Annotated in this window: 13 protein-coding genes; 11 read left to right on the top strand and 2 right to left on the bottom strand. The window is 55.4% G+C overall.

Translation table 11 applies throughout. The features are described 5' to 3' along the window. Window positions 1-130: 130 nt before the first annotated feature. From RAC65_RS19955 to RAC65_RS19925, 7 genes are all read left to right on the top strand, one after another. Window positions 131-853, top strand: coding sequence for a hypothetical protein (locus RAC65_RS19955; protein ID WP_375097079.1), 723 nt, complete (start codon window positions 131-133; stop codon window positions 851-853). Between the two features lie 2 nt (window positions 854-855). After that, window positions 856-1320, top strand: a complete 465-nt coding sequence (locus tag RAC65_RS19950; protein ID WP_375097078.1) for a hypothetical protein — start codon at window positions 856-858, stop codon at window positions 1318-1320. Between the two features lie 652 nt (window positions 1321-1972). Further along, window positions 1973-4120 carry a TonB-dependent receptor domain-containing protein gene (locus RAC65_RS19945; protein WP_375097077.1) on the top strand — a complete coding sequence of 716 codons (2148 nt, stop codon included), beginning with the start codon at window positions 1973-1975 and terminating at the stop codon, window positions 4118-4120. A gap of 118 nt (window positions 4121-4238) precedes the next feature. Further along, on the top strand, window positions 4239-5180 hold the full coding sequence (locus RAC65_RS19940) for a siderophore ABC transporter substrate-binding protein (protein ID WP_375097076.1): 942 nt from the start codon (window positions 4239-4241) through the stop codon (window positions 5178-5180). Further along, a complete protein-coding gene (locus RAC65_RS19935) occupies window positions 5177-6136 on the top strand; it encodes an ABC transporter permease (protein ID WP_375097075.1) in 960 nt (319 codons plus the stop codon). The genes RAC65_RS19940 and RAC65_RS19935 overlap by 4 nt, the downstream gene beginning before the upstream one ends. Further along, window positions 6126-7118 carry an iron chelate uptake ABC transporter family permease subunit gene (locus RAC65_RS19930; protein WP_205952199.1) on the top strand — a complete coding sequence of 331 codons (993 nt, stop codon included), beginning with the start codon at window positions 6126-6128 and terminating at the stop codon, window positions 7116-7118. Before RAC65_RS19935 ends, RAC65_RS19930 begins: the two co-directional genes overlap by 11 nt. Then, on the top strand, window positions 7115-7873 hold the full coding sequence (locus tag RAC65_RS19925; RefSeq protein ID WP_324029976.1) for an ATP-binding cassette domain-containing protein: 759 nt from the start codon (window positions 7115-7117) through the stop codon (window positions 7871-7873). Before RAC65_RS19930 ends, RAC65_RS19925 begins: the two co-directional genes overlap by 4 nt. A 223-nt stretch (window positions 7874-8096) precedes the next feature. On the opposite strand, the gene RAC65_RS19920 is transcribed toward RAC65_RS19925, so the two are convergent. Next, a complete protein-coding gene (locus RAC65_RS19920; RefSeq protein WP_033739386.1) occupies window positions 8097-8810 on the bottom strand; it encodes an IclR family transcriptional regulator in 714 nt (237 codons plus the stop codon). Window positions 8811-8985: 175 nt separating this feature from the next. Between RAC65_RS19920 and RAC65_RS19915 the strand changes: the two genes are divergently transcribed. Genes RAC65_RS19915 through RAC65_RS19900 form a run of 4 tightly spaced genes read left to right on the top strand, consistent with a single transcriptional unit; the run spans window position 8986 to window position 12936 of the window. Then, window positions 8986-9678, top strand: a complete 693-nt coding sequence (locus tag RAC65_RS19915; RefSeq protein WP_375097074.1) for an RraA family protein — start codon at window positions 8986-8988, stop codon at window positions 9676-9678. Then, window positions 9678-10616, top strand: a complete 939-nt coding sequence (locus RAC65_RS19910) for a hydroxyacid dehydrogenase (protein WP_375097073.1) — start codon at window positions 9678-9680, stop codon at window positions 10614-10616. Before RAC65_RS19915 ends, RAC65_RS19910 begins: the two co-directional genes overlap by 1 nt. Beyond that, entirely contained in the window at window positions 10613-11545 is a 933-nt protein-coding gene (locus tag RAC65_RS19905; protein WP_033739393.1) for an SMP-30/gluconolactonase/LRE family protein, read from the top strand. The genes RAC65_RS19910 and RAC65_RS19905 overlap by 4 nt, the downstream gene beginning before the upstream one ends. Before the next feature lie 38 nt (window positions 11546-11583). Then, the gene (locus RAC65_RS19900) at window positions 11584-12936 is read left to right on the top strand and encodes an MFS transporter (protein ID WP_375097072.1); all 1353 of its coding nucleotides are present in this window, start codon (window positions 11584-11586) and stop codon (window positions 12934-12936) included. Between the two features lie 515 nt (window positions 12937-13451). Here the strand turns inward: RAC65_RS19900 and RAC65_RS19895 are convergent. Beyond that, window positions 13452-14792 (bottom strand): MFS transporter, encoded by a 1341-nt coding sequence (locus tag RAC65_RS19895; protein WP_375097071.1) that lies wholly within the window; start codon window positions 14790-14792, stop codon window positions 13452-13454. Window positions 14793-15063 lie beyond the last annotated feature (271 nt).

Raw genomic sequence — 15063 nt, 5'->3', positions numbered from 1 at the left:
TGATATAAATATAAAAAATAAGAAGGTGAATAGTGTGAAGGATTATTTATAAAATTTTTTTCGTTGGATCTCGCTTTCTGGCCGCGCAACTGTTTTGATAAAGTCTGAACGGCTAAAAAAGGAGCAATAAATGGACACCTCTTTTTTGAATGCACTGGACACTAAAAATCGTGAACAGTTTGACGCAGCGATTAATGCTTTGCAGGGGGATGTTGCTGCTGCTGCCGCTCGACTATCCATAGATCCCCGCTTGCGCCTTGAGTATTCGAGGCGTATCAAAGAGATGGCTGACGATTTACGATCCCGAGTTAATGCTGGATTGCTAACATGGGAACAGGCTGCGAAAGAAGCTCAGGAAACGCGAAATCTCATCATGGAAATGATCAGGACTCGCAGTACGCCACTTGGCCGTGCAATGGCGGAAAGGATGAAGTCATCAGGTAAGACGCTTAATGAGTTAGTCGCAAAGAAAGCGACCTCACTTTTTGGGCCTAAAACAAACTTTGCCAGCCTTTCTGAAGTGCAAAAAAACCAGGTGTATGCCAGCATCGTGGAATCTGCGGGTAAATCTAATCCCAGCGTTAACCTGAAGATGTTGCAGCTCTCACGAGCAGGAAAAGGGCTTATCGTCCTCTCTTTAGCCATCTCGGTATATGAAATTTATAATGCTGAAAACAAGGTTGCTGAAACCGGTAAACAAATAGCGATTAACGGTGCAGGCATAGCAGGTGGTGCAGCGGGAGGTGCTCTAGCAGGGTTGGTATGCGGCCCCGGAGCACCCGTTTGTGTTTTGATTGGTGGATTTGTTGGTGGTGCACTTGCCGCCTTTGAAATGGGACGTCTTTGGGGATAGTCATGGAACAAACTCTCACGGTAAAGCTTGTTGAGAAAAGTAAAGCGACTGATTTTCAGCAGGCCGTTTCTGAAGTAGTGATCGATAACAAACCGACGGGTATCACTATAAAAGGGCAGGTACTCGAAGCCTCAGTTAAAGTCGACAATGACAGGTATATTCTTTTCACAACGGATGATGTGATATTTGAGGAGTTTCTTACTGTTACTCTCATCAGCCTGAGTCAGGGGATTGTTGAAAGTTTGCAGGTTGGCAATGAGTATTCGTCAGGCTCTTTCGAGGCGCTGTCTGTCAATCACAAAACCATTGAGTTCAATTTCATTGGCGGGTCTGTCTGGAAAATCACAGTGAACGACACCCCAAAGCTCCGTGTTCCATTCTTTTCCGATCCGCGTGGTGTAAAACGCTCTTCAGGTCTAAAAGCGTATCTGACTATAGATGCAAAACCATCGCCCTCGCCAACATGAAAAACCCTTTAACAAAAGCAATTGGTATACGCTTAGGTATACAAATTATTTTTAAATTAAATATTTATATTTAATTTCATGCAGATAGGTGATTCATTCAGATTCCGCCAGCGCACAAGCCTGCGGGCTTTTTTGTTCCCTCCTGTGCCTTTGAAACACGCATTCAAAACTTACCGGTTCCAGAAAAGCATGGTCATTCATTGCAAGTATCCGATATTGACTGACTTAATACACAGCCAGACTTTTTATTGATCCACGTCATTTTTCGCAACCTATTAACAATTACCTAAATTAACAAGAACATCTTTTACCTTTCATAAATACCATCCCAAACGTAAAAAAAGATAATATTAAAAAGAAACTTACAGGCAGGGAATTATTCAGAAATCCAATCAGCAAAAGAAGAAATTCTTCGTCTTAAATCTTTATATATCAAAGGTCTGTCTTACATAAAAAGCAACTACCCTTTCCCGCTTCCAGACCATTTCCGCCGATCCTGAACCATTAAAATTCTCACGCAATTACCCTGCGCATTTATTTCACCTCCAACTGATAATGATTATTGATTTGATTCCCATTTATATATCGCCTTATGCTGTTTATCAGCCCGTAAATATCTTCAGGACAAACAACCGTTAAAGGATTAACCGTTATGACGTCGTTAACCCCTCTCGCCCGTCGTATCAAAACCAGTCTTTTCATTCCCGTTTTTGGCATAGCTTCACCTGCGTTTGCTGAGCCGGAGATCACCGATCCCGATGAAGAGGTGATGGTGGTGACGGCTTCAGCTGTCGAACAGCGTCTGAAAGATGCTCCGGCATCCATTTCCGTGATTACCGCACAGCAACTGGCACAGGACGTTGGTAAATCGGCCACGGATCTTGCGGATGTGCTGGAACGTGTCGCGGGCGTATCCAAAGCCATCGGAACAGATGTGGGCTCCGGTATTCAACTGCGCGGTATGCCAGCGGCGTATACGCTGTTGCTGGTTGATGGCAAACGCATGAGCTCCAGCAACGGCATCAAAAGCACGCAACAAAACTATTTCGACGATATCAACTGGATCCCCGTTGATGCCATTGAACGCATCGAAGTGGTGCGGGGACCGATGTCCGCGCTCTATGGCTCGGATGCGATGGGCGGCGTGGTGAATATCATCACGAAGAAAAACAGTGATGTCTGGCACGGTACCTTAACCGCAGGCACGCGCCAGCCGCAGGACGATAAGCGGGGAAGTACCCAGACCTGGACAGGTAGCGTTGGCGGCCCACTGGGGAAAGGGTTTGACCTGCGTCTGAATGGTTCGTGGAATAAGCGCCAGGCGGATAAAAGCGACACCGGCGCACTGCGCTGGGGAAGCGGTCAGGAGGGACGCAAGAATGAAAATTACGGTGCCGAACTGGGCTGGGATATTACCCGCCAGCATCGGCTGACGATCTCTACGCAGCAGGGAACCGAAGAAGGTCTTCCCGGCGTCGCCAGTAACGGCAGTGAAATTAATCTGCGCGGGGCCAGTAAGCTTGAGCGTGAAAACTATGCGCTGGATTACCGCGGCATTTTTGCATTTGGCACGGCGAAGCTAAGCGCTTATCAGAATAAATTTAAAAACTGGGTGTCGGACGTACCGGTTATCGCCAACGGCGTGGTGACGGGCAGCGAGGACAGCACGTTGTGGAATAAAGAATCCATTATTGAAGGCGATCTCAACCTGCCCTTCGAACTCGGTTTGCCCCAAAACCTGACCGTGGGCGCGCAATGGAAAAAAGAAGAGCTGCATAACCCGCGCTCGCTGGGCGTGACAGCCGACGCGGCCGATACCTTTGGTAAACATACTGGCGAAGCGAAAAGCACGGGCATCTTCATCGAAAACCAGATTGACCTGCGGGACGATCTGGCCCTGACGCTGGGCCTGCGCCGGGATAATACCGATTACGGCAACCGGACCACGCCGCGCGCCTATCTTGTCTGGCAAGCCACGGACGCTCTGACGTTGAAAGGCGGCTATTCTGAAGGCTTTAAGGCGCCCAGCGTACGTCAGGCCAGCAAAGGCTTTATCGAAACCTCCCGCGGTGCCGGCTGTAACGGCTATGCCGATTACCAGGGCGGGAGCTGTTATACCCTGGGGAATGACGCGCTGAAGCCTGAATTGTCGCAGAACTGGGAAGTGGGCGCCCTGTACGATTATGCGGGATGGGGCGTGGGCTTAACCTTCTTTGACAGCCGCTTTCAGGACAAAATTGCTTCCGCGCCGGTGGGCTATATTCCGGGCGATGCGTCCGGTAGCTACTGGCTGAAGCGCGTCAATCTGGATACCGCCCGCACGCAGGGCGTGGAAGGCAGCCTGACGGTGCCTCTGATTACTGAAGAGAAAGGCCCCTGGCTGAAAAGCCTGACCCTGAATAACACTTTCACGCGCATGATCAAAGCGGAAGACACGCTGGGCGTCATGTTGGTGACCACGCCAAAACTCGCCACCTGGTCCTCGCTGGACTGGCAGGTCAACGAGGCGATCAGTCTGTCGATGACCGCCAAATACTACGGAAAAATGCTGGGGTTGAATAACCGCGCGGATCAGGCCGCACGCGGCAATACCGCAACTGCACGTATCCGCCAGGCCTATATGATTTATGGCCTGTCCGGGCAGTACCGGGCGACCAGGCATCTGAAATTCAACATGGGCGTCGATAACCTTTTCGATAAAAATCCGGTGTCCGCGCAACCCTCAGCCAGTACCACCAGCGGCAATAACTATTACGTTCCCGGACGAACGCTGTACGCCTCCGTGACGGCTTCGTTCTGATAACACTGAGGGTCCGCTCGCCCTGCTGAACATACCACGTACCCAGGGCGGAAAGCGGATGTTCAGCCCGACAACCGGGCACACTTTTACGGACAATGACAACGTACAAGGAGAAGGTATGCGTTTTTCCCCTCTGGCAGGTTTACTGGCGCTCGCCTGCTTACTGAGCGCGCCGTTGGCGTCGGCCAGCGACGCGCCCAGCGTCCAGCTGTCGCATTTTCAGGGCACAACGGCCATTCCTCTGCATCCCCAACGTGTGGTGATCTTAAACCCGGTAACGCTGGACAGTGCCGATGCGTTAGGAATTCATCCGCTGGGCGTGCCCCGGACCGCGATAAGCTATCCGGCCCATCTGGCGCGCTACAACAGTGATGAGTACCTCAATGCGGGCACGTTATTTGAGCCTGACTATGAGACCCTGAGCCACGCCAGGCCGGATCTGATTCTGGCCGGCGGCAGAGCCCTGGCGGCCTATAACAAACTCAGCGACATTGCGCCGACCGTATCGCTGGATATCGATCCCAATGATGTTTTAAACAGCCTGCGTCAGCGAACCACGCAACTGGGTGAAATCATGGGTAAACAGGCGCAGGCGAGCACCGTTCTGGCGAGATTTGATGCGCAGGTTGCTGACCTTCGCCGCCAGGCGGCTCAGGCAGGCACGGCCATGATGCTGATGGTCAACGGCGGCAAACTCAGTGCTTACACACCGCATTCCCGCTTTGGTTTTATTTTTGATGTCCTGCAGTTCAGACCGGCCATCGCCCTGCCGACCGCCAGTAAACACGGAAACGCCATTTCGCCCGAACTCATCATGCAGGCCAATCCGGACTGGCTGTTCGTTCTGGATCGCGACAGCGCCATCGGCAGCAAGGCGGGCGTTTCTGCCCGGCAGGTACTGGATAATCCGCTGGTGCGCCGCACCACGGCATGGAAAAAACAGCAGATTATCTGGCTGGATTCGGCCTCGTTGTACCTCGCTGGCGGGATCCAGAGTTACAGCCTGATGATGGAGCAGATCAGGCAGGCACTCAGCACAGCCGGCGTCCGCCCAGAATGAAGTCCGTGGCCTTTAGCTTTAGCCTGATCCTGCTGGTGGCGCTGATGATGCTCAGTGTGATGACGGGCGTCACGCAGCTGTCACTGATGGACGTGTGGCGCGATGCCGACATGCGGGAGATTATGTGGGTGAGTCGCGTGCCGCGCACGGTCGCGCTGGTGCTGGCTGGCAGCGCCATGAGCGTTGCAGGGCAAATCATGCAAATGCTGACGCAAAACCGTTTTGTCGAGCCCTCTGTCGTGGGCACGACACAGTCCGCCGGTCTGGGCTTACTGCTGGTCATGCTGTTTTATCCCGCCGCGCCCGTCATAGTCAAAATGGGCATTGCCGCCCTGTTCGCCCTGGCCGGTACCCTGCTGTTTATGCTGTTAATCGCCCATGTTCGTCAGAAAAGCGCCCTTATTGTGCCGCTGACCGGCATCATGTTGGGGGCCGTTTTCAGTTCGGTCACCACCTTTCTGGCGATGCAGTTTGACCTGCTGCAGGCGCTGGGCAGTTGGGAATCGGGGGATTTTTCCAGCGTGATGCAGGGGCGCTATGAACTGCTGTGGCTAGTAGGGATGATCGCCCTGCTCGCTGGCCTGCTTGCCGACCGCTTCACGGTCGCCGGTTTAGGGCATGACTTTTCCGTAAACGTCGGACTGAACTACCGTCGTGTTCAGCTCACGGGCATGGCGATGATTGCGCTCATCAGCGGCGTGGTTATCGTGGTCGTCGGGGTCCTGCCGTTCCTGGGGTTAATCGTGCCGAATATTGTCAGCCTGCTGGCTGGCGATAACCTGCGACGCACCGTGCACTGGGTCGCGCTGACGGGGGCTATGCTGGTAGTAAGCTGCGATATCCTGGGGCGGCTTATCGTGCAGCCGTTCGAGATCCCGGTCAGTACGTTGCTCGGCGTACTGGGCGCGGCGGTGTTTCTGCTGCTGATTATGAAGGGGAAACGCCATGGCCGTTGAGTGTTCGCTGCCGTCTCGCGTGCTGAACAGGATGCGCTCCCCTGCCGGACGGCTGTGTTTGCTGACCGTCATCGCGATTGCGCTCTGCACGCTGTTTCTGACCCTTAACCTGCAGGGCAATATCGGCTATCTCCTGAAACACCGCGGCCAGATTTTACTGACTATGGTGCTGGTTGCGTTTGCCTCGGGCATCAGCACGCTGCTTTTCCAGACCATCACGCAAAACCGCATTCTTACGCCGTCGATCATGGGGCTGGAGTCGCTGTTTATTTTACTTCAGACGCTGATGGTCTTTTTTATTCACCTGTCGCCGTTGAGCCAGACCTACCCTGTGGTGCAGTTTCTGGGCGAAACGGCGCTTCTGATGCTGTTTGCCACGCTGCTTTACCGCTGGTTATTTAACCGCAGCGGGCTGGAACTTCAGCGCGTCTTACTGGCAGGCCTGGTGTTCGGCACGCTGTTCCGCAGTCTGTCCGGACTGATGCAGCGCCTGCTATCACCGGGAGAATTTGCCGTTTTACAGAGCCGGATGTTTGCCACCTTTACCCGCGCCGACAGTGACGTCCTGCTGTTGTCAGGCAGCGTCATTGCTGTTGTGACGGTAATCATCTGGCGCATGCGCCATCGCCTTGACGTGCTGGCGCTGGGCAGCGATACCGCCACCGCACTCGGCGTGCCCGTTCAGCGCTACGTGACCGGTCTGTTGCTGCTCATCTCCCTGCTGGTAGCGATCTCAACCGCGCTGGTGGGGCCAATGACGTTTCTGGGCTTGTTGATCGTGAATCTTGCCTGGCCCGCCATGGGCTCATGGCGTCATCGCGAGATGCTGCCTGCTGTGATACTCATCGGCATGATTACGCTGACCGGCGGACAGCTCATTCTGGAGCGACTGCTGGACAGGGCAGGCACGCTGTCCGTCATCATTGAATGTGTTGGCGGTGGACTCTTTCTTTATCTGGTGCTTAAAAAGGTGGCAACGTGATTGAAGTGGTGAATGTGAATAAGCGCTACGGCACGCTTTCTGTTCTCAACAATATCAATGAAACCCTGCCCGCGTCGGGCATTACTGCCATCATTGGTCCTAACGGTGCCGGAAAATCCTCTCTGCTGTCGGTGATGAGCCGACTGCTGACGCCGGACAGCGGTGAAATCAGAATCGATTCGCTGGTGGTGAACGAGGCGCACACTGAACAGCTGGCGAAAGTGCTGTCGGTGCTACGGCAGGAGAATCATTTTACCCATCGGCTGACGGTGTACGATCTGGTCAGTTTTGGCCGCTATCCCTGGTCAAAAGGACGGATAACGGAAGCGGACAGACACCATATTGAGCAGGCGTTGTATTTTCTGGATTTGTTGCCGCTGGCACAGCGTTATCTGGATGAGTTGTCCGGCGGGCAGCGGCAGCGGGCCTTTGTGGCGATGGTGCTGTGCCAGGATACGCAGTACGTTCTGTTAGATGAACCGCTAAATAATCTGGATATGAAACACAGCGTGACCATAATGCAGCAATTGCGACGAGCGGCGGATGAACTGCACAAATCCATCATTCTGGTCATTCATGATATCAATTTCGCCTCCGCCTATTCCGACTACATCATTGCCATGAAAAACGGCGCCGTTTTTATGCGCGGTACGCCAGCCGACATCATGCAGCCGGACGTGCTGACGCGGCTGTTTGAGATTCCGGTGGCGATTGAAACGGTGGCGGATCAGCGGATAGCGATCTATTACCGCTAACCTGACTCACGCTTTCGTGGCGCGGAAGCGGAGCCGCGGACGTCGCCGCGCGGTCCGCTTTATCACTGGCCGATTGCAGGCAAGCGGAGAAACGCGGATGCGACCGGCTCAGCAGTAGAATAGATGTCGGAGTTCTGCCTGCACACGGGGCGGAGGACGGCAGCACATGCCTGCCCTGCTCAGCCGCCGAACGGTTCTTGACCCAACCGCGCGGCACTGCCCGCTATTTACCCCAGTAAACCCCATCGCAAAACGGCTTTCTGGCCCCTAACTGAGCCGACAATCTGGCGGCACTTTCCCGCATCAGGTCACCGAGCCCTGCCGCTTTGCGGTCCAGGGTTAAGCGTGATGACGGACCGGTCAGCGCCAGGGCGGCCGTTAATTTATCCCCTTCGCCAAACACCGGGATGGCAAAGGCGGCAGTGTGCGGATCGCGCGCCCCCGACGTATAGAGCGGTAAGTCCGGTGTCTCAGCAAACAGGGGTTCGCCCATTCCCCAGTAACGCAGCACCTGGCTAATCGCCGAGTTATCCAGAGGATAAAGCGAGCCCGGCAGTCGCGTATGGCGCAGGCCATCCGACGATTCCGCACGGAAGACGCAAAGACGCTGACCGTTATCAATCACATACCAGCTGGCGCTTTCATGGGTGGCCGAAGCCAGCGCCTGTAGCTCGGGCTGGACCACGCTGGCCAGATGAAACGACTGTTCGTAGAGCTTGCCCAGATACAGCAGTCTTGGTCCCAGGGTATAAATCCCGTTATCCCGTCTGACTACATAACTCATGCGTTCCAGCGAATTCATCAGGCGATAAACGGTGGTTTTGTGGTAGCCCGAGAGCTGCGACAGCGCCGTCAGGGACAGGCTTTCTTCGCCTGGCTTAAAACAATCCAGCAATGCCAGCGCCTTCTCTACCGCATTAACCCCTTCGTTTCCCATTTCGCTTCTCCTGATTTTTGCTGGCACTGAGTGTACCTGAAACTGTGAGTCACATCTTATTTACATCACAAACAAGCTCGCAACACTGGCGCGAGCGTCAGTGTCACCGATATAGTAATTTCATTATGTACAACACAGTTTTACTCTGTAAAACATCAACCCTGTGAGGTGACCTATGTCCGCGAACGAAAAACCGATGATCAACCGCGACGTTACGCGAGTCAGTCATGATTATGTCAGACGTGCCGCTGAATTTCAGGCCGCGATTATTGCGGATGTTGCGGGCAGACGCGGCACGCTCCATGGCCGCGTTAAGCCACTGGGTGCGCATATGAAAGTGGCCGGACCGGCGGTGACGGTGGAAGTGCGTTCAGGTGATAACCTGGCGATCCATGCTGCGCTGGCGGTGGCCAAACCCGGCGATGTGATCGTGGTAGACGGTAAAGGCGATATCAGTTGTGCTCTGCTAGGCGAAATCATGGCGACCCAGGCAGAAGCGTCCGGCATTGCCGGCATTATCATCGATGGCGCGGTCAGGGATGCGGATGCACTGAGCAACCACACCTATCCGATTTTCGCCGCTGGCCTGAATCCATGTGGCCCGACCAAGCTGATTCCCGGTCGTGTGAATTACCCGGTTTCTGTGGCCGGGGCGACGATCAACGCGGGCGATCTGGTGGTCGGTGATATCGATGGTGTGGTGGTCGTTCCACGTGACGAGGTCGAATTGGTGCTGGAACTCGCGGCGAAAAAGCTGGATATGGAAACCCGCCGTATTGCGGCAATCAAAGCCGGGGATAAAAGACCGAGCTGGCTGAACGGTGCCCTGCGTGCAGCAGGCATGTTAGCGGAAGGGGAGGAACTCTGATGCGCAAACAGGATACTGTCATTATTACCGGCGCTGACATCGCCCCCGCCGCGCTTGCGATGCTGAACGATTATGAAGTGGTGTTTGCGGGCACCAGGCCAACCGAAGACGATCTGGTCGCGCTGTGCCAGCAGTATAATCCCGTCGGAATCGTGGTGCGCTATGGAAAAATTAACGCCCGCATCATGGATGCCGCGCCTGCGCTGCGCGTGATCTCCAAACATGGCAGCGGCATTGACGTTATTGATCAAGCCGCGGCGGCCGAACGAAACATCAGCGTTCAGTCTGCGCCGGGTGCCAACGCGGCGGCGGTGGCTGAACATACCTGGGCAATGATTCTGGCCTGCACCAAATCCCTGATTCCGCTGAATCGCCGGATGCGTGAAGGACACTGGGACAAATCCAGCCACAAGTCCCTTGAACTGGAAGGCCGGACGCTCGGGCTCGTGGGCCTCGGCGCGATTGGCGGCCGGGTGGCCGATATTGGCCGCGTGTTTGGTATGCAGGTTATTGCTTACGATCCCTGGGCGAAAACGCTGCCCGCGGGCTGTGAACAGGTGGACGACTTAGCCACGCTGTATGCGCGCGCGGATATTGTGTCGCTGCACTGTCCGCTGACCGCGCAAAACAGCCAGATGATTAATGACCAGGCGCTGGCACAGTTCAAACCCGGTGCCGTGCTGGTGAATACCGCACGCGGTGGACTGATTGATGACGATGCTCTGGTGCGTGCGCTCAGGAGCGGCAGGCTCAGTTGGGCGGCGCTGGACAGCTTTACTGTGGAGCCGCTGACCGCGACCAACCTCTGGCAGACGGTAGAAAACGTCATTATTACCCCGCACATCGGCGGCGTGAGCGATAACTCTTACGTGAAAATGGGGACGGCTTCCGTGACCAATCTGCTGAAGATCTTAGCGCAGAAGGAAGCGACGGTATGATGTGCCTGACTACACCGGAGATCAGGCAGACCACGGTACTTACCCGGCTGCCCGATCGTTTCCGCCAACCTGACAGCCACAATGCCTGGGCGGCCGCTAATCGCGGCGGCCAGCTGACCGATTCGTTTCTGGAAGGGCCGGTCTGGCATCCCTCGGGTTGCCTGTACCTGACCGATATTCCGTATGGCCGCATATTCCGTGTCGATATGGCGGGCAACTGGGAGCTCGTGGTGCAGTACGACGGCGAACCCAACGGCATGAAACTGACCGATCCCGATACGCTTCTGATCACGGATTACCGTCACGGCCTGATGAAGCTGTGCCTCAAGGAGAACACGATCGCGCCGTGGCTCTCGCGCCGCAACAGCGAAAGTTTTCGCGGCGTGAACGATCTTACCCCTGACAGCCGGGGCAATCTTTATTTCACCGATCAGGGCCAAACGGGGCTGCACGATCCGTCCGGACGCGTTTACCGGCTCAGCCAGGACGGGCAACTGTCCGTTCTGCTGGATAACTGCCCGAGCCCAAACGGCCTGGTGCTGTCACCCGACGAGAAGGTGCTGTATGTCGCCATGACGCGCGGCAATGCGATCTGGCGCGTACCGCTTCAGCGTGACGGTTCGGTCAGCAAAGTCGGCCAGTTCTTTACCTCGCACGGGCCAAGCGGTCCTGATGGTATCGCCGTCAACGCGCAGGGCGAACTGCTGATTGCTAACCCGGGGCTGGGCCGCGTCTGGCTGTTAAACGATCTGGCAGAGCCGATTGAGATTCTGACCAGCCCGGTCGGACGATCCACCACCAACCTCTGTTTTGGCGGCGATCAGCGCCGGCAGTTATTTATCACCGAATCTGTCAGCGGCAGCATTCTTACCTGCTCAATGCAAACGCCAGGCCACCCGCTGCCCTTTCTTTCCACTGCTTTTCTCTGAGAATAACTCTGCGTTGACGCAACGCAGCGGAGACAACCATGAATCTGCACTCAACGCCTTCCCGCTCAATGACGGAGCAGGATGACGTGCCCGTGTCCCATGACGGCATGACTCAAACGGATTTTGAACAAAGTGAAGTCGCGGCAGGCAAAGCCTTTCGCCGTATCCTGCCTTTTATTTTTATCTGCTACGTGGTCAGTTATCTGGATCGCACGAATGTCAGCTTTGCCGCGCTGGGCATGAACGCGGATTTAGGGATTACAGCAGAGCAGTTTGGCTTTGGCGCGGGCATGTTCTTTATCGGGTATTTCCTTTTCGAAGTGCCCAGTAATCTGATCATGCAAAAAGTAGGTGCCCGCATCTGGATCGCCCGTATTATGATTTCGTGGGGGCTGATCTCCATGGCCACCGCCTTCGTCACCGGTCCCGTCAGCTTTGCCTTTGCCCGTTTCTGCCTGGGCGTGGCGGAAGCGGGCTTCACCCCGGGCATTTACCTGTTTTTTACCTACTGGTTCCCCGGCAGCTGGCGCGCCAAAATCACGGCCGCCTTTCTGGTCGGCATTCCCGTGGCGAATATTATCGGTGCGCCGTTATCCGGCATGTTGATGCAAATTACCGGACACGACACTATCCGCAACTGGCAGTGGCTGTTGCTGCTGGAAGGCTTTCCGGCGGTAATACTTGGTGTCATGTGCCTGTTCTTTTTACATGACCGTCCGGCCAAAGCGGGCTGGCTAAGCGAGGCGGAAAAAGCGTTGCTGAGCAGGCGGCTGGCGAATGAACAGAAAAAGATCGAAAAGGCTCACGGTTCCAGCCTGCGGGATGCAATGCGTAATCCCCTGCTCTACCTTCTGGCTTTTATTAACTTTTGCGGCATTGTCGGCTCAATTGGCATAGGTTTGTGGATGCCGCAGATTATCAAACAGCTTGGCGTCAGCCACACCGCGACGGGTTTTCTGACCGCGTTGCCCTATATCTGTGGCGCCTTCAGCATGCTGTTTTGGGCACAGCGCGCGAATGCTTCCCGCCACCGTATTCGCTGGATCAGCGCGGCGCTGGTGATCGCCGCCGTGGCGTTAGGCTGCAGCGCCCTCATTGATGAACCCGTCCTCAAAATGCTTGCGCTGTGTTTCACTGTGAGCGGCATCCTGGCATTTCAGGCATCATTCTGGGCGCTGCCTTCCGGTTTTTTGACAGGGAGCGCGGCGGCGGGCGGACTGGCGATGATTGTCTCGATTGGTAATCTGGGCGGCTTCGTGGGTCCTTCGCTTATTGGCTATGTGCGCCAGACCAGCGGTGGCTTTATGTGGGCGCTGCTGGCGGTTTCGGCGGTGCTGCTGCTGGGAGCTTTCTGCGTAGCGTCCGTCAAGGACCCTTACTGTCACACCTGACCGGACAAAACGACCACGCCGCCGACATTCAGGGTGGCGTGATGTCGCCTCGGATTATGGCCTCAGTTAACTAACCCCGACGCACGATCTGAATGGACACAAAGCCACGCCAATATCAGAGGCGGCGTGGTTTTATCCCCCACGGCTTCATTTCTCCATTATCCTCCTTCCTGCCGCCGTTCCTGCGCATGCAGACTGTTTTTCCACGCCGTTGTCTTTCCCACCGCAACAACGTTCGCGTTCGTCTGCTGATCGCGGCCCGGTATTTCCGATAACCGATACCGGTTTCCGGGAAGTATCCCATCACGATGGCAGGCGAGCACATGGAGCAGAGCAGGCTGAAACGGTATACAGGCGTCCTTGCCGCATCAGAGCGCTCGGCCTGCCCGATAAGGATGGCAGAACCGAACACGGCACCGCTCCTTCCCGGCATTCCTGCGGTTCGCCTCACCTTCACTTTTCTCCGGTATAAAAAAAAGCGCCCGGAGGCGCTTCAGTGATTTCAGCGATGCGACTTATTTGCTGACGGTCGACAGGCTATGATCCGCTTCGATTCTGGTCGCGCTTTTGCGGCCCATGATCAGCACTGCGATACCGCCCGCCCCGCAGAGCACGGCCAGCGGAACTATGGCCAGCGCATGACTGCCCGTCTGCTCGTTGATGATCCCGTACACGTTAACCATCAGCCCGCCGCCAATCAGGTTCGCCATGGCACCGATAGCCGCCAGGCCCGCCGCTGCGGTGCTGGACGACAGCCAGCCGGAAGCAAGTGCCCAGAACGGCCCTTTCATGGAGTACGCGCCAATCAGCACCAGCGACAGAATGACCACGCTGCCCGCCAGCGACTGCGTCAGGAAAGCCGACAGTAGCCCACCCGCAATAAGGAACAGCGTCAGCGCGGTGTGCCAGCGACGTTCGCCCGTACGGTCGGAACTGCGGCCCCAGACGATCATCAACACGGACGCCAGGCCGTAAGGAATGGCGTTCACCAGACCGGTCGTGAAGTTGTCGAGTCCGAACGACTTGAGTAATTGTGGCGACCAGACGCTGAGCGTGGAACCTGCCGCCGAGGCACCGGCATAGATTAAGGCCATCACCCAGATGTGCTTGTGTCGCAGTAACTGCCACAGCGAGATATGACCGATCACCTTACGTTTCGCATTCTCGTCCGCCAACGTTGTGCTAAGCCAGTTGCGCTGTGCTTCCGTCAGCCAGGTCGCGTTTTCCGGGCGGTTGCTTAACAGGAAAAAGGCGGCTATTCCTAAAAGGATGGCCGGGAAGCCTTCTAAAATAAACAGCCAGTGCCAGCCACGTAAGCCAAACCAGCCATCCAGTGACAGGATGGCCCCGGAGATCGGTGAGCCGATAAAGTTTGCTGCCGGGATAGCCACCATAAAGGTCGCAATGACGCGGGCGCGGTATTTACCGGGGATCCAGTAGGTCAGGTAGAGGATCACGCCAGGGAAAAAGCCCGCCTCCGCCGCGCCCAATAAAAAGCGCAGGAAATAAAGCATCCCGGCACTGGAGACAAAGGCCGTGCAGACCGACACGATGCCCCACGTCACCATAATGCGCGATATCCAGATCTTCGCCCCGATCTTTTGCATCGCCAGATTGCTGGGCACTTCAAACAGAAAATACCCCACAAAAAACAGGCTGCTCGCCAGGCCGAACACCGCTTTGGTCAGCCCGAGATCTTCATTCATCTGCAGGGCCGCCATTCCGATATTGCCCCGGTCAATGATAGCGATCAGATAACAGACAATCAGAAACGGCAGAATGCGCCATATAACACGCTTTACCGTCTGCTGCTCTATATCGGAGGTTATGGCCACATTGGGTCTCTTTTCAGACATGGTGTTCCTCACAGAAGGTTCATGGTTTTACATCTGGGTAAACTTCATGTTTTACTCTGTAAAACTATGGTGTACAAAGTACACTCATTATCTGGCGAAACTTTTTCCTGTGCTGGCAAATGTTATGAGGTTGTGTGACTTGTCACAAAAAGGGATCAGTTTGCCGTGGGATATGTGACGCAGCCGGAGCTTTTCCCGCTTCCCCGGGACATGGCGCATTGAGCAGAATCGCAGAAAGCCCGCAGGTACAAACGCCAGGAAAAGCGGAGCC

Origin of the sequence: Pantoea sp. BS_8, from assembly GCF_041954965.1 — a bacterium.
Classification (GTDB): Bacteria; Pseudomonadota; Gammaproteobacteria; order Enterobacterales; family Enterobacteriaceae; genus Pantoea; species Pantoea stewartii.
Note: the sequence above shows the minus strand (reverse complement) of the source record. Positions and strands in the feature narration are given on the sequence as shown.